Here is a 17,723-nt window from a genome sequence, read left to right on the forward strand (position 1 = left end):
GGAGGGTGTCGGGGGTCGGCGGTCCGGCTGGGCTGGTTCCGTGCGGTGCCGTGTCGAGGGCGGCGACGGGGTCGGCGGCGGAGTCGGCTGGGGCGAGCAGAGTGCCGGGGGTCTGGTGTCCGGCCGGGCTGGTCCTCTCCGCCGCCGTGGCCAGGACGGCGCAGGGTTCGTCGGCGGGGGCGGCGGGCGGGTGGGGGAGCGGGGGCGCTTCGTCGCCGGGGCGCAGGGACGCGGTGCGGCTGCCGGGGACCGCGGGTCCGGCGGACGGGGCGTTCCTGCCTGTCGTGGCGTCCGCGCCAGGTGCCGTGCCGCGGGGCTCGCCGGGGAGTCCGTCGGGGGCGGTGTCGGGTCCTGCGGTCTTCATCGTGCGTTCTCCGGGGAGCGGTGGTCGGGGCGGGGCTGGACGGGCAGCCCCCGCAGGTACAGGCGTACGCCGTGGGCCCGGATCGCGGCCGACACGGCGAGGGTGGACCAGGGATGGCGCAGCGCGAGCCGCAGCAGCGCCGGGACGGTCGCCGCACGGCGGGTGCCCCGGACCGTCGCGGTGAGGGTCCGCGTGCTCTCGCGGTCCAGGTGGACGGTCAGGTCGAGCCGGGGCCCCGGCTCGGGCAGCCGCATCCGGTAGCGCCCGTCGACGGGGAGGAAGGGCGAGACGTAGAACTCCTTGTCGGTGCCGACCTCGGTACCCGTCGTACCCGTCCCGTGCGGGCTCAGCAGATAGCAGTGGCGGCCGCCGTAGGTGTTGTGCACCTCCGCGACCACGCAGCGCGGCTCCCCGTCGGGGCCGTGGCACCAGTACAGGGTGAGCGGATTGAAGACGTACCCGAGCACGCGCGCGTGCGTGAGCATCACCACCCGGCCGCCCTCCAGGTGGACGCCCCGCGCGGCGAGGAAGGCGTCCAGACCGGCCCGGATGGAGGGCTGGTCCCCGGTGAAGTGGTCGCGTGGGTCGAACCGTGCCAACGGCCGCAGCGGAAGCGGCAGTCGGGGCGGGTGGTCGGGGTCGACGAGCCACAGGTACGTGCGGTGCGTCAGCGCGTACCGCCGCGGAGTGGTGCGCACGTGGGCGATCCGGCAGGAGTAGAGGGCGGGCACGGTGTTCACCAGCGCGCCCCCAGCACCGCGGCGGCCTCGGCACCGGACCGGCAGCCGTCCTCGTGGAACCCCCAGCCGTGATAGGCGCCCGCGAACACGCAGACGGGGGAAGCGAGTTCGTGCAGCCGCTGCTGCGCGGCCACCGACTCGGGCGTGTAGACGGGGTGTTCGTAGACCATGCGGGCCAGTACCCGGTCCGGGTCGACCCGGTCCTCGCCGCCCAGGGTGACCACGAACCGCTCGGCGGCCTCCAGGCGTTGCAGCCGGTTCATGTCGTAGCTGACCCGCACCCGGTCGGCACCGGCCTCGCACGTCGGCATGAGGTAGTTCCAGGAGGCGCGGGCGCCGCGGGCCCGGGGCAGCAGCCGGGTGTCGGTGTGCAGGAGGGTGGTGTTGCGGGAGTAGCGGAACGCGCCCAGGACCTCCCGCTCCGGCCCGGTCGCGTCGGCCAGCAGCCGCAGTGCCTGGTCGGGGTGGACGGCGATCACCACCGCGTCGTACGACTCGGTCGAACCGTCCTCGGTCGTCACCTCGGCGCCGTCCGCGTGGCGCCGTACGGCGCGCACCGCAGCGCCGGTCCGGATGTCGCCGATGTGCTTGGCGACCCGCTCGACGTAGGCGTGCGAACCACCGGTGACCGTGCGCCACACCGGGGACCCGGTCACCGACAGCAGCCCGTGGTGCTCCAGGAAGCGGAACAGGTAGGAGGCCGGGTAGCGCTGGGCGGTGGCGGCGTCGCAGGACCACACGGCCGACACCACCGGTGTCATGAAGTGGGCGCGGAAATAGGCGGAGAAGCCCTCCCGGTCCAGGAACTCCCCCAGGGTGAGCGGGTCCGCACCGCCGTGGGCCAGCAGCCGCCGGGCCGCCCGGTGGAAGGCGGGCACCTCGGCCAGCAGCCGCAGGTAGGGGCCGCGCAGCAGCGCGCGCGGGCGGGTGAACAGTCCGGCCGGTCCGCGGGCCCCGGCGTACTCCAGTCCGCACCCCTCGCACCGGACCGACATGCTCATCTCCGACTCCTGCGTGGCGACGCCGAGTTCGTCGAAGAGCCGCAGCAGATGGGGATAGGTGCGCCGGTTGTGCACGATGAATCCGGAGTCGACCCGGTGCACCCGACCGTCGTACGGCGAGGTCAGCTCGTGGGTGTGGGCATGCCCGCCGAGCCGGTCGTCGGCCTCGTACAGGGTGACCTGACGGGTCCGGCCCAGGATGTACGCGGCGGTCAGTCCCGCCACTCCCGAGCCCACCACGGCCGTCCGCCGCCCGTGCCGAGCCCTGTCCTCCGGGCCGTGGGATGCTGCCCCGGGTGCCCTCTCCATCGCCTCTCCTCCCGCCTCGACGATCTGCGGTCTCCGCGTAATCCGGAGCAGGTCGGGCGGTGGATTGGCCGGGTCTCAGGAGGCTGTCGGGCGGGGGTCCGTCCGGATCCGGACGGAGGGCGCCACGGTGGTGTCACGGGCGGGGCGACACGGTGTACGGCGTTCCGCACCCGCGTGACCGCCGGGCGGACGGACTCCGCCCGGCGGTCACGCGGGACCGGGGACGCTCAGCGATCGTCCCCGTCCGCACCCGTCGCCGTCTTGGAGAAACCGTCGTGCCATGCGGCCTTCGCCCCCGAGTCGCCTATGCGGTAGACGTCCACGACGGCTCCCGCGGCCACCACGAGCGACAGGACCGCGGCCGCGGCGCGCACCGGCACGCCGGACCAGCGTGTGCCGCCCGAGTCCTGCGCCGCGGCCGCGGCCGTGCGACGGGCCGCCCACCAGACGAGGGCCGCGAGGACGAACAGGCCCAGCGCCCAGGGCAGCAGGCCGTCGCCCAGTTCCGCGTGGCGGCGCACCAGTGCGTTGCTGTCGACGTGTTCCTCCAGCCACTCCCCGGCCCCGGTGGCGAGCGGCACGCTCGCGAGCGTGACCAGGGCGAGCAACGGCAGCACGACTCCCATCCGCTGTGCGGCCCTCGGCCAGATCGCGCCGACGGCCAGCGCCAGCGCGGTCAGGGGAACGAGTACGACGACGAAGTGCACCAACAAGACATGCGCGGGAAGGCCGTTGACCAGGCCCATGGGAGTCCTCCAGCGGATCGGCCAGGGTGGGGGTGGATCGGGCGCGCCAGCCTGGCACAGCAACCTCTCAGCTTCTTCTGAGCCCCGCCCGGCCGTTTCTCGCGAGCCCGGCCCGGTCGCGAGGGCGCGTTTCCGCCGCCCTCACGTCAGCCGCTCGGCTCCGGACCCCACAGCTCCGGGCCCCCGCCCTTCCACTCGATCCACGCCACCTGCGCCACCTCCGCCGCGTCGATCTCCAGCCCCGCGCGGCGCAGGAACTCCGCGATGTCGTTCAGGTTGTGGGCCAGGCCGAGGATCTCGCCGTCGACGCGCACGCGGCGGCCGCCGGTGGGGGACGGGGGGTGCACGATCACGCGGATCGGTCCGGACATGTCCTCAGGATCGTCCGAGGCGTACGGTTGCGCACTTCGGTCCGTCATCGGTCGAGCCGTCCGCTCGTGTACCCGTCGGCCGAACGGCCCAGGTCACGCAGCTCCCACCACTCGGCGGGGCGCGGGCGTCCGTGCTGCCAGTGGGGGTGGAAGAACACCTGGGCCGACAGCCGGTGCAGACGCCGGCGCAGCTCCGTGCGCCCGGGGTGCTCGGCGAGCTGCCGGTAGGTGGCACTCCACTCACGCTGTGCCCGGGCGAGGTCGTCGGGGAACGTTCGCATGCCCGGATTCAATCATGTGTTCGATTTTTGGCGCGACGGCAGACGGGGCGGTCACGGGCCGGCCGATGAGTTGTGCGGGTCTGCCGGGTCTACCAGGACGACTCGGATCCCTTCGGAAGGCCGGAGACCGCCATGACCGCCACCTACACCTTCGACGTCTTCTCCTCGCTCGACGGCTACGGCGCCGCCGGCGGCGACTGGACCGGCTACTGGGGCAAGCAGGGCCCCGAACTGCTGGAGCACCGCCACGCGCTGTACGGCGAGAAGCAGCGGATGGTCTTCGGGGCCACCACCTACCGGGCGTTCGCGCGGATGCTGGCCGAGAGCAGCGAGGGCGACGACGTGCGGGACCCCTGGGTGACCCGGATGAGGAACCTGCCGACGACCGTGGTGTCGACGACCCTTGAGGACACCCTCGGCTGGCCGGACGCGACCGTCGTGAGCGGTGACGCCGTGGACGTCGTGGCCCGGCTCAAGGAGGAGTCCGAGGTGCCGTTGCGCTCGCACGGCTGTCTGTCGATGAACCGGGCGCTGATGGCCGCCGGCCTCGTCGACCGCGTGCAGGTGACGGTCTTCCCCGTCATCACCGGCCGCACCGGTGTCGACCCGGTCTTCCAGGGCGCGGCCGACTTCGACCTGGAGCTGCTGGAGAGCCGCACGCTCGACGGTCGCATCCAGGAACTCGTCTACCGGCCCACCCTGCACTGAGCCGGTCCGGCAGCCGCAGCGGACAGCCGAAAGGGCCGCCCGCACCCCGGAGGGTGGGACGGCCCTGTCAGTTGCGCGAAGGTCAGGCGCGCGAGGCCTTGCGGCGACGCGTGGCCAGGACGATGCCCGCGCCACCGGCGAGCAGCACAGCCGCGCCGCCCGCGATCAGCGGGGTGTTGCTGCTGGCGCCGGTCTCGGCGAGGTTGTCGCCGCCGCCGTTCGGGGTGGGAGCGCCCGGGGTCCCGGTGGACTCGGAGGCCGACGGGGTGGGCGTGCCCGTACCCGGGGTCTCGGAGGCCGGAGGCGTGCTCTCGGACGCCGGCGGGGTGGACTCGGACGCCGGCGGGGTCGACTCCGAGGCCGGCGGAGTGGTCTCCGAGGCCGGCGGGGTCGCCGGAGGCGTGGTCTGCGTGGTCGTGCAGTCCTTCGTGCCGCCGTTCCAGGCCGCGATCAGCTTGTCCTTGATGACCGGGTGGTCCGGGCCCTTGGGGAGGTCGCCGTGCGGAAGGCCGTCCTTGGCGTCGAGCCGGCCGTCGAACTTCGTGTTGCCCCGGTAGAGGTCGATCTGCGCGTAGCAGCCGAGGTCCGGGATCGAGATGTCGAGGGAGTCGACGGAGCCGGCCTTGACGGTCACGGTGTCGAAGTCGTGGAAGACCTGCTCGCCGGAGGTGGCGAACGTCGGGCCGTGCGCGCGGTAGGACGCGAGGGAGGCGGTGCAGGTGGACGCGTCGCCCGCCGCGCGGACCTTGACGTGCACCTTGCCGTCGTCGGTCGGCTTCAGGTTCAGGTCGTCGACCTTGACCGAGGCGAAGAAGTTCTTGCCGTCGAGGGAGAACTCGCAGCGGTCGGTCTCGGTCTTCGAACCGGCGCCGGTGCCCGGCTTGTAGCTCCCGCCGTTGTCCCAGCCCTTGCCGCCGGGGCAGTCGGAGGCCGAGGCGACGGAGGCGAGGGCAGCGGAGAAGGCGAGCGTCGCGGCGCCCGTCCCCAACAGGCGCCGCATGGTGACACGTCTCGCTATGGACATACGTATCCCGTCAGGATGAGTGAGTGGTAACAGCAAGCATCAGAAACACTGGGCCCATTGGTCACATGAGCCTCGGTGTTCTCACATCGTGGATCTCCTTGCGGAATGCTGTCAACCTGCGGTGATACGAGGGCGGTTCGACGGCCATCACAATTTCGACACACCGGGAATGATCTACTCCGCAAAACCCGGGTTCACTTTTCCGGTGAGGTGGACAGATATCCCCTTTGTCGTCTTCATGGATTGCATCGCACCCGCAATACAGAGGAGCCCGCGTGACCGCCCGCACCCCCACGCCCGACCCCTCGCCCGACCTGTCCAGCAGCGACCCCGACTGGTGGCGGCAGGCCGTCGTCTACCAGGTCTATCCCCGCAGCTTCGCCGACGCCGACGGTGACGGCCTCGGCGACCTCAGGGGCGTCACCGAGCGCCTCACGCACCTGGCCGCCCTCGGCGCCGACGCCCTGTGGCTGAGCCCCTTCTACCCGTCCGAACTCGCCGACGGCGGCTACGACGTGGCCGACTACCGGGACGTCGACCCACGCCTCGGCACCCTCGACGACTTCGACGCCATGGTTGCCGAAGCCCACCGGCTCGGCCTGAAAGTGATCGTCGACCTCGTCCCGAACCACACCTCCCACCAGCACGTCTGGTTCCAGGAGGCCCTCGCGGCCGGGCCCGGGTCCGCGGCCCGTGAGCGGTACGTCTTCCGGGACGGCCGCGGCGCGCACGGCGAACTCCCGCCCACCGACTGGCAGTCCGTCTTCGGCGGCAGCGCCTGGCGACGGGTCGCCGACGGACAGTGGTACCTGCATCTGTTCGCCCCCGAGCAGCCCGACCTCAACTGGTCCCACGACGAGGTCCGCGAGGACTTCCGCACCACCCTGCGCTTCTGGTCCGACCGCGGGGTCGACGGCTTCCGCGTGGACGTGGCGCACGCCCTGGCCAAGGACCTGACCGAGCCCCTGCGCGACCTCGGAGACCTGCCCGGCGTCGCGGAGGATGCCCTGCACCTGCTGCCCCCCGGCGGCCACCCCTACTGGGACCGCGACGAGGTCCACGAGATCTACCGCGACTGGCGCACGATCCTCGACTCCTACACCCCGCCCCGCACGGCCGTCGCCGAGGCCTGGGTCCCGGACGCCCGCCGCGCGCTGTACGCCCGCGCGGACGAACTCGGCCAGGCCTTCAACTTCGAGTACCTCCAGACGGCCTGGGACGCCGGCGAACTGCGCCAGGTCATCACCGACTCCCTCGCCACCGCCCGCGCGGCCCACGCCTCGGCCACCTGGGTGCTCTCCAACCACGACGTCGTACGGCACGCCTCACGCCTGGTGCTCCCGCCGGGAACCGACGAGAACGCCTGGCTGCTCTCCGGCGGCCACGCGCCCGCCATCGACCTCGCGCGAGGGCTGCGACGCGCTCGCGCGGCCACGCTGCTCATGCTCGCGCTGCCGGGATCGTCGTACGTCTACCAAGGCGAGGAACTCGGACTGCCCGAGGTGGCCGACCTGCCCGTCGAGGTGCTCCAGGACCCGATCTGGGAGCAGACGGGCCGCGTCCGCAAGGGGCGCGACGGATGCCGGGTGCCGCTGCCGTGGACGCGGAGCGGGCCGTCGTACGGCTTCGGGGCGGGCGGTGCCTGGCTGCCGCAGCCGCAGTGGTTCGCCGAGCACGCCGTCGAGGTCCAGGACGGTGTCGAGGGATCCACGCTGGAGCTGTACCGCACCGCGCTGCGCCTGCGCCGCAAGCTCCTCGAGGGCGAGGACCTCATCTGGGCCGACGCGGGGCGGGCCGGTGTGCTGGAGTTCGCTCGGCACGAGGGCTGGCGGTGTGTCACCAACCTGTCGGACAGCGCCGTACCGCTCCCGGCGGGGGAGGTGCTGCTGACCAGCAGCCCGTTGCAGGACGGGCTGCTGGGTCCGGACACGACGGCCTGGATCGGCTAGGGCCCGCTATCCGACGGTCGGGGTCGGGGTGGGGGCCGCCCCGGCCGCCGGGGTGGCGCCGTTCGCGTTCTCGCCGGGGACGGCCAGCGGTGTGGACGTCGGGTTCGCCGGCGGGGTGAGCACGACCATCGGGGCGCCGGGCTGCGGGGGCGGCGGCGTCAGGTCGCTGTCGGGCAGCTTCGGCGGGGTGGTCTGCATGAAGAGGGCCTGGTCGAAGTTGACGAAGCCGGTCTTCTCCATGACCGTCATGTGGTCGAGCACGGTGTCGTTGGCCATGTCGGCCAGTGAGCGCACCAGGGAGTTCTTGGTGGTGGAGCGCACCTTCGAGATCGTGTTGAAGATCGAACCGTGCGTCACCCGGAGGATGTTGGCGAAGTTCGTGTCGAACTGCTGGCCGTTGCTCGACTCGATCGTGTTCACGAAGCCGACCTGCTGCGGGCTCGCCACGTTCGGGATGGTGATGTTGAGCATCGGGGCGATCTTGCGGCAGGCGGCGTCCAGGGCCGCGTGTCCGTCGATGAGGTGCCGTCCGGCCTCCTTCACCTCCGGGGTCGTCCCCTTCTGGAGAGCGACCTCGCCGAGCGGGTACTCCCACAGGCCCGCGGCTCGCACCTTGACGACGAAGTCCCGGTCCAGCTCGGTCAGCGGACCCCACTGCGTCTGCGCGATGACTCTGTCCTGTGCGGAGGAGACCGTGCTCACTCCGAGCATCGACGGATAGGCGAGTGCGCCCAGGGTCAATGTGAGGGCTCCGCCGACGAACAGCGTTCCCATCGCGTTGCGCGAGAGTGGCACCGTGCCTCCTGCCCGGTAGGGTGCCCCGCCACGAGGCGGGTCGGACGCACAGGAGTACGGACGCGGGGGCGTGAGTGTTCATCAGCTCTTTTTGGGATGACCGGAGTCACAGACCGGCGGCGCGTTGACCGTTCGTTGACCGGTTCCCGGGGAAGTCCTGGGGAAACAGCGGGAGAGACCTGACGGGCCCCGCACCTAGATTCGCTGCATGTCCATGCCACAGCCGTCCCGGGCCCTGCCCGTCCTCCCCTACCGCAAGCCCACCAAGGGCCGCGACTACTGGGTCATCGACGACGTGCTCCCCGACGTCGACGCCGTACGGGCACGCTGTCTCGCCAAGGACGACTGGGTGCGGGGACATCCGTACACCTCGGAGACCTGGCCGGGACTGCGGACCATGCCGGGGCTCGAACCCGCCGAGCTCGGGAGGGTGGAGCGGCTGGTGCGGCAGGCGACCGGGGCCAAGGAGCTGTGGGTGCAGCGGGCGCCCGGCGGGGGCACGCTCAACCACAACTGCGTACAGGTCGTCGGGGAGGGCGAGAGCGAGCCCCGGCCGCACACCGACTCCCGGGCGCTGTGCCGGTACGCCGCCGTGCTGTATCTCAACCCCGGCGTCCCCAAGGACTGCGGCACCAGCTTCTACCGGCAGTCCATGCCCGGCGGGCGGCTCGGCGGCAACGTCGTGCAGGCCCCGCACAACAACCTCGTCGAGGCCCTCGGCACCCGGTTCGTCGCGCCGGACGCCTTCGAGGAGGACGTACGGGTGCCGCACCGGTACAACCGGCTGCTCCTCTACAACGCCAACCTCGTGCACAGCGCGACCGGTTACACCGGCAGCACGCTGGAGGAGAAGCGGATGACGGCCGTCTTCTTCTGGATGGCGTGACCTGCGGCCGGATGGCGTGACCCTCGGCCCGGGTCAGTAGCGGACCGCCCGCGACACCTTCGCCCGCACGTCCCCCGACAGGCCGTGCGTACTGCGGGCGGTGCCCTTCCCGGAGCCGCCCGCCGGGACGTCCGGCACCGTCACCACCACCACGTCCAGCAGCTTGCCGTTCTTGTCGGTGAAGTCGACCTGGACGGCGAAGGACTTCGACGAGTCCGCGGAGTTGGTGGCGGTGACCGCCACCGTCGTACGGCCGTCCGAGGCGGTCGCGGGGGTGCCGAGCCGTACGTCGGCCTTGGCATCGACGCCGTTCTTGATGTCGTCGAAGCGTCTGCCCGCCTCCGCGGTCGCCGACGACACCGCGTCCCCGGCGCGGGAGGCGGCCGAGGCGACCTTGCTCGCCACCGACGAGGGGCTGTTCTCGTCGGAGCAGGCGGTGAGGCCGGTGAGGCCGGTCAGGGCCAGGGCCGTCACCAGCGCGGCCGTCGTCCAGCGGGTCATCTCGCCTCCCGGGTGCAGGTCCCTCCAGTGAAGGGCCGACGCGAGGGGGCCGCATGCCGGAGGTCACCCGAACGGACCACTCCCGTGGTGGCAGGACCCGGTCCGCCGGATGGTCGAAGCACATCGACCACGAAAGGTGGGACACGGCCATGACGCAGCAACCGCACGCCACCCAGCCGTCCGCCGGTGAGCAGTCCGCACAGCGGGCCGCCGGTACGCCCCCGACTCCGGCGCCGGGCCTCGGGCCCACGCCCACCGAGAACTCCTGGGCGCACGGCGGGGTCGTCTTCGCCGGTGTCCTGATGCTGGTGAACGGCATCATGGCGATCTTCCAGGGCATATCCGCCCTCGCCGAGGACGACGTCTGGGCCCGCCTGGGCGACTACGTCTACAAGGTCAGCCTCACCGGCTGGGGAGTGATCATGCTCTGCCTCGGCGTCGTCGCCGCCGTCACCGGCGCGTTCATCCTCAGGGGCGCGTCCTGGGCCCGGATGACCGGTATCTTCCTGGCCTCGCTGAGCATGATCGCCCAGTTCCTGTTCCTGCCCTACCAGCCGGTGTGGTCGGTCATCATGATCGGCATCGACTTCTTCGTCATCTGGGCGCTCGCGGTGTACCGGCCGACGAAGCGGGCCTGACCGCAGCGGTTCCGGTGCGGGTGCCCCCTCGGCGAGTCGCCCCCCGTCCCGTGGCAGGCCGTGGTGTGTCCGCGGGCTCCTCGCGGGGCGGGGGCGGTCCGGCGTGGGGTTGCCGCTGCCGTGACCGGTCAGAGGGACGCCGGATCGTGCAGCGGTAGTGCCTGCGTCCTCCGCGCGGCCGATCAGGGGCCACATCACAGGACGGGCCCAGGCGTCCGTGCGGGGCTGCGGTGATCGGTGGGGCGGGCGTCGCTCGGTCTTGACGCCGGGGCCGCCTCCGTCCTCGTGGTCTCCGTGGGGGCGGTCAGCACTGGGCGGGACAGGGGGCGCCTCGATGCGGGCGGTCCGGTGCGGGGGCGCCACAGGCGCGCGGCGCCGTGGGCGCGCGACCATGGCGCCTCGTGCTCACCGCAGGCAGCCGGGGCGCGGGGGCAGCGTGAAATCGACCCTCCGCGTCGGTGGTCCGTCGAGCCAGGGGACCGTCACACGTGGCCGAGGCCGCCGCTGCCGAAGCCGCCGCTGGAGCCGGGGAGCCAGCGTTTGCGGTGCTGGTCCTTTCCTCGTCTGCTTCCCGAGTGATGGAGCTGGTACGGCATCAGCCGCTCCCGCCCCGGAACCGGAGCCGGCAGCTCGTCCGGCTCCCGCATCTCCCGGATCTCCTGGACCGGCCCGGTCTCCGGGAGCCGCGGCTGCTCCTCGCTGAGCGGCCGCGGAAGCTCCCGGTCCTGGACCCGCATGCCGAACTGCACGGCCCACACCAGCGCGCCGGCGATGAACAGCCCACCGGCAAAGGCGGCGATCACGTTGAGTACCTCGCTCGACGTGGCCGCCAGGACAAACGTCGCCGTACTCATGCTTCGATTATCGCCGAATCGGCGCGAAAGCGACGTCTCGGGGGACCACCGTGACCCGGTGGAAGTTGCACGCGGCCGGCCCGGCCGGACGCGGACTCGCCTGGTGGGCCTTGAGCGCCACGCTGACCAGGCTCATCAGCAGGTCGACGTCGGTCTCGCAGTCGAGGTGGACGGTGACCCAGCGGGAGCCGGGCAGCAGCCGGACCGCGGTCGACTCCTCTAGGTCGTCGCGGAATCTGCGGATGGCCGCTTCGGTGAGGTGCAGGTCCACGTCCCGCCCCGGATGGAAGTGCACTATCTCGCTGTGTGCGGAGCGCAGCGCCAGCCCCGCTCCGCAGCTGGGCAGGCCCGTACTGAGGTCGGACCACGCCTCCAGGCGCTCCAGGGCGCGCTCGGCCGGAGTCATGCGCCCATCGTCGCCGGATCACCGCCCCGCAACCAGAGGTTGAGCGAAACGTAACCGGGGCGTGAAGTGTCGCGCGGGCCGTGAGTGACCGGATTCCCGGGTCCCCGGTTCACGGGATCCCCGGTTCACCGGTCACGTGGTCACGTGGTCACGAGAACAGCAGGCGCCAGGTCAGCGGGCCGGGGTAACCGTCCGCGTCCCCGCGCAGCTCCGCCCGGGACTTCTGGAAGTCACGGACGTTCAGCCGGTCCGCCTCGCCCCACTCGCGGCTCGGGCCGACCTTGTAGTGGTCGCCGAAACCGCGCTTGACCAGCTGCTTCCCCAGCCGCAGAACATGCTCGTTCGAGGCGCCCGCGCGGAAGTGCTTGCGGCCCGGGTAGGCCGGTACCCGCGGTTTCGAGGGCTTCTGAGGTCCCTGAGGGGTGTCGTCGTCGACGTCCAGATCGGCCTTGGCGTACTTGACCAGCCGGGAGAAGTCGATCGCGCCCGGGTCCCCGTGGTTGTTCTCCGGCACGTGCATGTGCCCGCACACACCCTTGAAGGCCTCCCACTTCGTCCCCGACATCCGCTGGCCCTGCTTGCTGCCGTACGACGACGGGTACGCGGGCCAGGACCCCGGCCCCGACAGCGGGACGCCGTGCTCCTCGTGCATCCAGGCCAGGAACCGGGCGACACCCTGCAGGGCCCAGTCGGGGGCGTCGGGCCAGTAGACGTGGGCCTTGCCCGCGGCCTTCCACTTCGTGTGCGACCCGGGGTCGCAGGTGCCGACGAGTTCGACCTGACAGACGTTGAGCGTGTTGGTCTCGACGCCGCCGCGCAGGTTGGCCAGCGCCCGGGACGAGGTCTCGATGTCGAAGTGCTGGTACCAGCGCAGTCTCTTCGCGGCGAGGTCGGGCACCGCCGTCAGGTTGGGTGCCAGGGCGCCGCCCGAGTACGTGGGCAGGGTGCGCCCCTCGGTGGTGTGCAGGACGACGACGTTGACCTCCATCGCGTCGCCCCCGAAGTCGTCCTGGTACCAGTTGGCCCGGCTCGCGCCGGGGTATCGCTGAGGTCCGGTCTTCGTGCTCATGCAGTCCCCCTGGATGCCGTGGAAATCTGTGGCTCTCGAAGTTCTTCTGCTTTCGAACTCCATCAGACGCAGGGGGAGTTGACGTCGGTTCCCCTGGTCGGGCGGTCGGCCGCGTGAACCGATCGCGGGGTTCGCGACGATGAGGGGGTGAACCGATCGTTTCGAAGGGGGACACCGTGAGTGAGAACGCCGTTCGGTCCGTGCGCGGCTCCGCCCATCTGGCCGTCGCCGGCCTCGGGCTCGCCGGGGCCGCCTGGGCGCTGCGGGCCGTGTGGCACATCCGGCTCTCCACGGCGGGGATGCCCGCCTCCGGGCTCCCGGACCAGGGCGAGGGCCGGCACCGGCCGCTGACCTCGCTGGAGGACTCGTACCACCTGGTCAGCACGGCCGGAGACCTCCTGGTGCTGCTGTGCGCGGCCCTGTTCATCGGCTGGCTGTGGCGGATGCGCGACAACGCGCGCGCCCTGTCCGGCGAGCGCCCGCGGTACCTCGGCATCTGGGTCTACGCCTCCTGGGTCGTGCCGGTCGTCAACCTGTGGTTCCCGCGCGGGATCGTCGCCGACATCCACCGCAGGAGCGCCCCGGGCCACAAACTGCCCGCCGTCGTGAACGTGTGGTGGGCGCTGTGGCTGGTCGGCCTCGTCACCGGCCTCGGTCTGACCTACGACGACAGCACCGACGAGATCATCGCCCGCGCCTACCAGGGCGTGACCGGTCTGCTGGTGGCCGACGTGGCCGTGGTCGGCGCGGCCGTCGCCGGGATCGTGATGGTGCGGACGCTGACGGCCGTACAAATCCTGCACATGGAGGGCCGGTTGCGGACGCCGAGTGGTGATCCCTTGAAGGAAACCGTCAGGGCGTTTGATCGGGATTGAGGGCACTTACTGTTGCGCCTACGTGACAGCCCCCCACCCACAGGATCGCCATGCGTACCGTCCCCTCCGTCATGGCCGTCTGCGTGTCGGCCCTCGTGCTCACCTCCTGCGGAGTGGGCAGCGGCAACACCGCGGTGACCCCCAAGAAGGGCGATGACATCACCCTGGGTCTGCTGCTGCCCGACCGGGACACCAGCCGCTTCGACCGGTTCGACTACCCCCTGATCAAGAAGGAGGTGGCGACCCTCACCCACGGCAAGGGCAAGGTCAGTTACGCCAACGCCGAGGCGAGCGCGAAGCAGCAGAGCCGGCAGTTCCGGAAGATGGTCGCCGACAAGGTGGACGTGATCCTGGTGGACGCGGTCGACGCCAAGGCGATCGGACCGGACGTGCGCAAGGCGAAGGACGCGGGCATCCCCGTCATCGCCTACGACCGGCTCGCCCAGGGGCCGATCGACGCCTACGTCTCCCACGACAACGAACTCGTCGGCGAGGTGCAGGGCCGGGCCATCGTCGAGGCGCTCGGCGACAAGGCCGAGACCAGCAAGATCGTCATGATGAACGGCTCGCCCGCCGACCCCAACACGGCCCTCTTCGAGAAGGGCGCCCACAGCGAGCTCGACGGCAAGGTCGTCATCGCCAAGCAGTACGACACCCGGGAGTGGCTGCCGTCGGTCGCCAAGGCCAACATGAAGGCGGCGATCGCCTCCGTGGGGCTGAACAACATAGCCGCCGTCTACTCGGCCAACGACGACATGGCGGGCGCGGTCATCGAGGAGCTCAAGGAGGCGGGAGCCACCAAGATCCCGCCGGTGACCGGGCAGGACGCGAGCCTCGCCGCGGTGCAGCGGGTCGTGTCGGGCGAGCAGTACATGACCGTGTACAAGTCGTTCCTGCTGGAGGCCACCAACGCGGCGCAGATCGCGGTGTACAAGATCCAGGGCCGCGACCTGCAGTTCGACGCGCTGATCCGCGACAAGGTCGACAGCCCCGACCAGAAGGACATCCCGTCGCTGCTGGTGCCGGTGATCGCGCTGACCAGGGACAACATCCGGCAGACGGTGATCAAGGACGACGTGTACACCGTGAAGCAGATCTGCACCGCCGAGTACGCGGCGGACTGTGCGGCGATCGGCCTCAAGTAGGAGTTCCTCAGGGTCCTGTGCGCACCCGTCGTACGGCGAGAGCGGTGGCCGTCAGCGCGGTGACGGTGCCGAAGGCCAGGTGGACGGCGGTGTCGGCCGGGGTGAAGGACGCCACCGCGTTGCCGAGCACGCTGAGGACGAGCAGGGGCCACAGAAGAAGGTTCACGATTCACTCCAGGTGCGTGGGTCGTTTCCGGTGCCGCCGACGCTACGAGCCGGCACCCCCTGCGGCCGATCCAGCGCTCCGCCCGGTCCGGGGTACAGCAGGCTGTACTTTCCGCCCGTGGACCTGCCGGTGAACTCACCCTCCGCATAGGGTCGTTGTCCGCCGGCCCGAGGAGGTTCGCATGGCCACCGCCGACGTCAGACGCCTTGTCGCGGAGACCGCGACGAGCGCGGCCGCCGCGCTCGGCCAGCTGGTCTCCGGACTCGGTACGGCCGTCCTCGCGCCGTTCGTGCTGCTGTGGCTGGTGCTGGCGCCCGGCGGGGTGCGCGTGCTGCACGGCCTGGCCGGTATGGAACGTGTCCGGCTCTCCCGCTGGGGCCCCGAGGTCATCGCCCCCGAGCCGCCGTCCGCCCGCCTGCGGGACGCCCTGGGCGATCCCACGACCCGGCGCGAACTGCTGTGGCTGCTCCGGCATCTGGCCGTGGGGCTGCCGCTGGGCCTGCTGGGCTTCGTGCTGCCGGTGCTCGCCCTGCGGGACACCGCCTTTCCGCTGTACTGGCCGCTCGCCCCGAAGGACGCGACCGCCACCTCCATCGGGATCGGCGTCGCGGACTCCTGGCCGGACGCCCTCGCGGTGTGTCTGCTCGGGGTGGGCTGGACCGCCATCATCCTGGGGCTCACACCCGGCATGGCGCGGCTCCAGGCGAGCCCGGGGCGCCGGCTCCTGTCGGCCGGTCCCGACGCCGATCTCTCCCTGCGCATCGCCGAGCTGACGGCGACCCGGGCCGCGGCGCTGGACGCCCACGCGACCGAACTGCGGCGCATCGAGCGCTCGTTGCACGACGGCACCCAGAACCGGCTCGTCACGGTGACCGTGCTGCTCGGGGCCGCCCGCCGCATGGTCGCCCGTGATCCGGCCGGCGCCGACGAGCTCCTGGAGCGGGCCCAGTCCGCGGCCGAGCAGGCCCTGGCCGAGCTGCGGACCGTCTCCCGCGGCATCCTGCCGCCGGTGCTCGCGGACCGCGGGCTCGCGGGCGCGCTGACCGGGCTGGCGGCGCAGAGCGCGGTGCCGTGCACGGTCGACGTCCGGCTGCCGGAGCGCTGCGCGGCCTCCGTCGAGGCGACCGCGTACTTCGTCGCGGCCGAGGCGCTGACCAACATCGCCAAGCACAGCGGGGCGTCCCGGGCCACGATCACCGTCCGCTCCTCCGGCCCCCGGCTCCTGCTGCGGGTCACCGACGACGGCCGCGGCGGCGCCGACGAGACGGGTGGCTCCGGACTCACCGGCATCCGCCACCGCGTCGCCGCCCACGACGGCACCCTCCGCCTGACGAGCCCCCCGGGCGGCCCGACGGCCGTGGAGGTGGATCTGCCGTGCGGGGTGTGACGGGGTTCGTCCCGGGCGTGCGGGCTGGTCTTGCGGCCGTACCCCGTGGGGGGTGGTGCGACGGCTCCGGTCACGAGGGCCGGGGTGGACCGTGTGCTTGGGGGAGCGGCGGTACGGGGCGCGGTGCGGTCGTACCCGGGTCGACGTCCTGTGCCGGGCGGTCCTGCCCGCCGGTGCGACGGCCCTGGGGGAGCCGCCGTGCGGTGGGCGGGGACGTCACGGGGGCTGCTCCGGACGTCCGTGACGGCACTTCGCGCCCGGCGATCCCGCCGGGCGGCCCTGTGACCCTGGAGACGGACCTGTCATGCGGATCGTGATCGCCGAGGACGATGCCCTGCTGCGGGAGGGGCTCGCGCTGCTGCTGCGTGCCGAGGGGCTGGACGTGGTCGGCACGGCCGGTACCGCCGAGGGGGCGCTCGAGGCCATCGACGCCCACACTCCCGACGTGGCCATCCTCGACGTACGGATGCCGCCCACGCACACCGACGAGGGAGTGCGCGCGGCCGTCGAGGCTCGGCGGCGCAGGCCCGGTCTCGCCGTGCTCGTGTTGTCCGCCTACGTGGAGCAGAGCTTCGCGACCGAGCTGCTGACCGGCGGGGTGGGCGGGCTGGGCTATCTGCTCAAGGAACGGGTCGGCCGGGTCGAGGAGTTCCTCGACGCACTGCGCCGCGTGGCCTCCGGCGGTACCGCCATCGACCCCGAGGTCGTCGCCCAGCTGTTCACCCGGTCCCACCAGGACGCGCGGCTGGAGCGGCTCAGCCCGCGCGAGCGGGACGTACTCGCCCTGATGGCCGAGGGGCTCGGCAACAGCGCCATCGCGCAGAAGCTGTTCGTGACCGACGGGGCCGTGCACAAGCACATCCGCAGCATCTTCGCGAAGCTCGATCTGGCGCCCACGGACCAGGTCGACCGGCGCGTGGCGGCCGTACTGCACTATCTGGAGGACGCGCGGCGACGGTCGTAGTACGGCCTGCGAACGAGGGAGTCGGGCCGCCGCACCACCGGGGTTCACGACACGAACGGGCTCCCGGCGCCTCCCTCGCCGCTCCGGGAGCCCGTTCCGGTGCGTCCCCGGTCTCCTGTTCGTCGCTCACGGCGAAGCGGATGTCGTCCCGCCGCGGAAAATTTCCGGCCGGGCCCGCGGCTACGACTGCGCCCCGCCCGAGAACTGGAGGGAGAGGTGCCGCAGTACCTCCGCGGAGGTGTCGGCGCGGCCCTCGTCGTGCGCCTCGGCCAACTGCACGAAGGCGAACGCGAAGCAGTGGGCGATGCTCGCGATGGCGGGCCCCAGTTCCTCGACGACGGCGTCCGCCGCCGCCTGCCCGCTGGCGTCCGCGGGCAGGTGGATCCGTGGCAGTGTCTCCACCAGCAGCGCGGAGACGGCCCCGGTCAACGAGGCCTGGTGGTCGGGATGTTCGCGGACCTGCCGCCGCATCTCCAGTGCCTCGGTGAGGATCCCGACGACGTTCCGCATGACCTCGCGCTGTTCCATGGGTCCGCAGCGTATG

General features: G+C 71.9%; 21 protein-coding genes. 8 read left to right on the forward strand and 13 right to left on the reverse strand.

Annotated features, from left to right (window positions below):
• Window positions 1–360 precede the first annotated feature (360 nt).
• The 5 genes from IOD14_RS00700 to IOD14_RS00720 form a co-directional block, all read right to left on the reverse strand.
• Window positions 361–1,104 carry a DUF1365 domain-containing protein gene (locus IOD14_RS00700; protein ID WP_174269182.1) on the reverse strand — a complete coding sequence of 248 codons (744 nt, stop codon included), beginning with the start codon at window positions 1,102–1,104 and terminating at the stop codon, window positions 361–363.
• Entirely contained in the window at window positions 1,101–2,414 is a 1,314-nt protein-coding gene (locus IOD14_RS00705; protein ID WP_212669402.1) for an FAD-dependent oxidoreductase, read from the reverse strand. The genes IOD14_RS00700 and IOD14_RS00705 overlap by 4 nt, the downstream gene beginning before the upstream one ends.
• Before the next feature lie 227 nt (window positions 2,415–2,641).
• Window positions 2,642–3,160: a DUF2231 domain-containing protein gene (locus IOD14_RS00710; RefSeq protein ID WP_212669403.1), complete on the reverse strand. Its 519-nt coding sequence runs from the start codon at window positions 3,158–3,160 to the stop codon at window positions 2,642–2,644.
• 146 nt (window positions 3,161–3,306) lie between these two features.
• On the reverse strand, window positions 3,307–3,531 hold the full coding sequence (locus tag IOD14_RS00715) for a hypothetical protein (protein WP_123990501.1): 225 nt from the start codon (window positions 3,529–3,531) through the stop codon (window positions 3,307–3,309).
• Window positions 3,532–3,575: 44 nt separating this feature from the next.
• Window positions 3,576–3,812 carry a hypothetical protein gene (locus tag IOD14_RS00720; protein ID WP_212669404.1) on the reverse strand — a complete coding sequence of 79 codons (237 nt, stop codon included), beginning with the start codon at window positions 3,810–3,812 and terminating at the stop codon, window positions 3,576–3,578.
• A 132-nt stretch (window positions 3,813–3,944) separates the two neighbouring features.
• On the opposite strand from IOD14_RS00720, the gene IOD14_RS00725 reads away from it, so the two are divergent.
• The gene (locus IOD14_RS00725; RefSeq protein ID WP_212669405.1) at window positions 3,945–4,520 is read left to right on the forward strand and encodes a dihydrofolate reductase family protein; all 576 of its coding nucleotides are present in this window, start codon (window positions 3,945–3,947) and stop codon (window positions 4,518–4,520) included.
• A gap of 82 nt (window positions 4,521–4,602) precedes the next feature.
• Here IOD14_RS00725 and IOD14_RS00730 read toward each other — a convergent pair whose 3' ends face one another.
• Complete coding sequence (locus IOD14_RS00730) at window positions 4,603–5,544, reverse strand: LAETG motif-containing sortase-dependent surface protein (protein WP_212669406.1); 942 nt, start codon at window positions 5,542–5,544, stop codon at window positions 4,603–4,605.
• A gap of 275 nt (window positions 5,545–5,819) precedes the next feature.
• On the opposite strand from IOD14_RS00730, the gene IOD14_RS00735 reads away from it, so the two are divergent.
• Window positions 5,820–7,493, forward strand: coding sequence for a glycoside hydrolase family 13 protein (locus IOD14_RS00735; RefSeq protein WP_123990505.1), 1,674 nt, complete (start codon window positions 5,820–5,822; stop codon window positions 7,491–7,493).
• A 6-nt stretch (window positions 7,494–7,499) separates the two neighbouring features.
• On the opposite strand, the gene IOD14_RS00740 is transcribed toward IOD14_RS00735, so the two are convergent.
• Window positions 7,500–8,267: a DUF4142 domain-containing protein gene (locus tag IOD14_RS00740; RefSeq protein ID WP_123992757.1), complete on the reverse strand. Its 768-nt coding sequence runs from the start codon at window positions 8,265–8,267 to the stop codon at window positions 7,500–7,502.
• Between the two features lie 229 nt (window positions 8,268–8,496).
• Here IOD14_RS00740 and IOD14_RS00745 point away from each other — a divergent pair, with 229 nt between their 5' ends.
• Window positions 8,497–9,174: a DUF6445 family protein gene (locus IOD14_RS00745; protein WP_123990506.1), complete on the forward strand. Its 678-nt coding sequence runs from the start codon at window positions 8,497–8,499 to the stop codon at window positions 9,172–9,174.
• Window positions 9,175–9,207: 33 nt separating this feature from the next.
• Here the strand turns inward: IOD14_RS00745 and IOD14_RS00750 are convergent, their stop codons facing one another.
• Window positions 9,208–9,675, reverse strand: a complete 468-nt coding sequence (locus IOD14_RS00750) for a hypothetical protein (RefSeq protein WP_123990507.1) — start codon at window positions 9,673–9,675, stop codon at window positions 9,208–9,210.
• A 149-nt stretch (window positions 9,676–9,824) separates the two neighbouring features.
• Here IOD14_RS00750 and IOD14_RS00755 point away from each other — a divergent pair, with 149 nt between their 5' ends.
• Entirely contained in the window at window positions 9,825–10,313 is a 489-nt protein-coding gene (locus IOD14_RS00755) for a hypothetical protein (protein ID WP_212669407.1), read from the forward strand.
• Window positions 10,314–10,795: 482 nt separating this feature from the next.
• Here the strand turns inward: IOD14_RS00755 and IOD14_RS00760 are convergent, their stop codons facing one another.
• From IOD14_RS00760 to IOD14_RS00770, 3 genes are all read right to left on the reverse strand, one after another.
• Window positions 10,796–11,167 carry a DUF6479 family protein gene (locus tag IOD14_RS00760; RefSeq protein WP_123990509.1) on the reverse strand — a complete coding sequence of 124 codons (372 nt, stop codon included), beginning with the start codon at window positions 11,165–11,167 and terminating at the stop codon, window positions 10,796–10,798.
• 7 nt (window positions 11,168–11,174) lie between these two features.
• Window positions 11,175–11,573, reverse strand: a complete 399-nt coding sequence (locus IOD14_RS00765) for a luciferase family protein (RefSeq protein WP_123990510.1) — start codon at window positions 11,571–11,573, stop codon at window positions 11,175–11,177.
• A gap of 148 nt (window positions 11,574–11,721) precedes the next feature.
• Window positions 11,722–12,642 carry a peptidoglycan-binding protein gene (locus IOD14_RS00770; RefSeq protein ID WP_212669408.1) on the reverse strand — a complete coding sequence of 307 codons (921 nt, stop codon included), beginning with the start codon at window positions 12,640–12,642 and terminating at the stop codon, window positions 11,722–11,724.
• A 176-nt stretch (window positions 12,643–12,818) separates the two neighbouring features.
• Here IOD14_RS00770 and IOD14_RS00775 point away from each other — a divergent pair, with 176 nt between their 5' ends.
• Both IOD14_RS00775 and IOD14_RS00780 read left to right on the forward strand, forming a co-directional pair.
• Window positions 12,819–13,517 carry a DUF4328 domain-containing protein gene (locus IOD14_RS00775; RefSeq protein ID WP_212669409.1) on the forward strand — a complete coding sequence of 233 codons (699 nt, stop codon included), beginning with the start codon at window positions 12,819–12,821 and terminating at the stop codon, window positions 13,515–13,517.
• 50 nt (window positions 13,518–13,567) lie between these two features.
• Window positions 13,568–14,662: a substrate-binding domain-containing protein gene (locus tag IOD14_RS00780; RefSeq protein ID WP_212669410.1), complete on the forward strand. Its 1,095-nt coding sequence runs from the start codon at window positions 13,568–13,570 to the stop codon at window positions 14,660–14,662.
• A 7-nt stretch (window positions 14,663–14,669) separates the two neighbouring features.
• On the opposite strand, the gene IOD14_RS00785 is transcribed toward IOD14_RS00780, so the two are convergent.
• Window positions 14,670–14,828, reverse strand: coding sequence for a hypothetical protein (locus IOD14_RS00785; protein WP_174269183.1), 159 nt, complete (start codon window positions 14,826–14,828; stop codon window positions 14,670–14,672).
• Window positions 14,829–15,009: 181 nt separating this feature from the next.
• On the opposite strand from IOD14_RS00785, the gene IOD14_RS00790 reads away from it, so the two are divergent.
• Window positions 15,010–16,215 carry a sensor histidine kinase gene (locus IOD14_RS00790; protein WP_212669411.1) on the forward strand — a complete coding sequence of 402 codons (1,206 nt, stop codon included), beginning with the start codon at window positions 15,010–15,012 and terminating at the stop codon, window positions 16,213–16,215.
• Between the two features lie 304 nt (window positions 16,216–16,519).
• Entirely contained in the window at window positions 16,520–17,179 is a 660-nt protein-coding gene (locus IOD14_RS00795) for a response regulator transcription factor (RefSeq protein WP_123990515.1), read from the forward strand.
• A 180-nt stretch (window positions 17,180–17,359) separates the two neighbouring features.
• Here the strand turns inward: IOD14_RS00795 and IOD14_RS00800 are convergent, their stop codons facing one another.
• Complete coding sequence (locus IOD14_RS00800; RefSeq protein WP_123990516.1) at window positions 17,360–17,707, reverse strand: hypothetical protein; 348 nt, start codon at window positions 17,705–17,707, stop codon at window positions 17,360–17,362.
• Window positions 17,708–17,723: the final 16 nt, after the last annotated feature.

The organism is Streptomyces sp. A2-16 (genome assembly GCF_018128905.1).
GTDB lineage: Bacteria > Actinomycetota > Actinomycetes > Streptomycetales > Streptomycetaceae > Streptomyces.

Bases quoted from the DNA above. Each gene is read 5' to 3' on its own strand.
- IOD14_RS00705 (WP_212669402.1), bottom strand. From the start codon at position 2,414: ATGGAGAGGGCACCCGGGGCAGCATCCCACGGCCCGGAGGACAGGGCT.
- IOD14_RS00710 (WP_212669403.1), bottom strand. From the start codon at position 3,160: ATGGGCCTGGTCAACGGCCTTCCCGCGCATGTCTTGTTGGTGCACTTC.
- IOD14_RS00715 (WP_123990501.1), bottom strand. From the start codon at position 3,531: ATGTCCGGACCGATCCGCGTGATCGTGCACCCCCCGTCCCCCACCGGC.
- IOD14_RS00720 (WP_212669404.1), bottom strand. From the start codon at position 3,812: ATGCGAACGTTCCCCGACGACCTCGCCCGGGCACAGCGTGAGTGGAGT.
- IOD14_RS00725 (WP_212669405.1), top strand. From the start codon at position 3,945: ATGACCGCCACCTACACCTTCGACGTCTTCTCCTCGCTCGACGGCTAC.
- IOD14_RS00730 (WP_212669406.1), bottom strand. From the start codon at position 5,544: ATGTCCATAGCGAGACGTGTCACCATGCGGCGCCTGTTGGGGACGGGC.
- IOD14_RS00740 (WP_123992757.1), bottom strand. From the start codon at position 8,267: ATGGGAACGCTGTTCGTCGGCGGAGCCCTCACATTGACCCTGGGCGCA.
- IOD14_RS00745 (WP_123990506.1), top strand. From the start codon at position 8,497: ATGTCCATGCCACAGCCGTCCCGGGCCCTGCCCGTCCTCCCCTACCGC.
- IOD14_RS00750 (WP_123990507.1), bottom strand. From the start codon at position 9,675: ATGACCCGCTGGACGACGGCCGCGCTGGTGACGGCCCTGGCCCTGACC.
- IOD14_RS00755 (WP_212669407.1), top strand. From the start codon at position 9,825: ATGACGCAGCAACCGCACGCCACCCAGCCGTCCGCCGGTGAGCAGTCC.
- IOD14_RS00760 (WP_123990509.1), bottom strand. From the start codon at position 11,167: ATGAGTACGGCGACGTTTGTCCTGGCGGCCACGTCGAGCGAGGTACTC.
- IOD14_RS00765 (WP_123990510.1), bottom strand. From the start codon at position 11,573: ATGACTCCGGCCGAGCGCGCCCTGGAGCGCCTGGAGGCGTGGTCCGAC.
- IOD14_RS00770 (WP_212669408.1), bottom strand. From the start codon at position 12,642: ATGAGCACGAAGACCGGACCTCAGCGATACCCCGGCGCGAGCCGGGCC.
- IOD14_RS00780 (WP_212669410.1), top strand. From the start codon at position 13,568: ATGCGTACCGTCCCCTCCGTCATGGCCGTCTGCGTGTCGGCCCTCGTG.
- IOD14_RS00790 (WP_212669411.1), top strand. From the start codon at position 15,010: ATGGCCACCGCCGACGTCAGACGCCTTGTCGCGGAGACCGCGACGAGC.
- IOD14_RS00795 (WP_123990515.1), top strand. From the start codon at position 16,520: ATGCGGATCGTGATCGCCGAGGACGATGCCCTGCTGCGGGAGGGGCTC.
- IOD14_RS00800 (WP_123990516.1), bottom strand. From the start codon at position 17,707: ATGGAACAGCGCGAGGTCATGCGGAACGTCGTCGGGATCCTCACCGAG.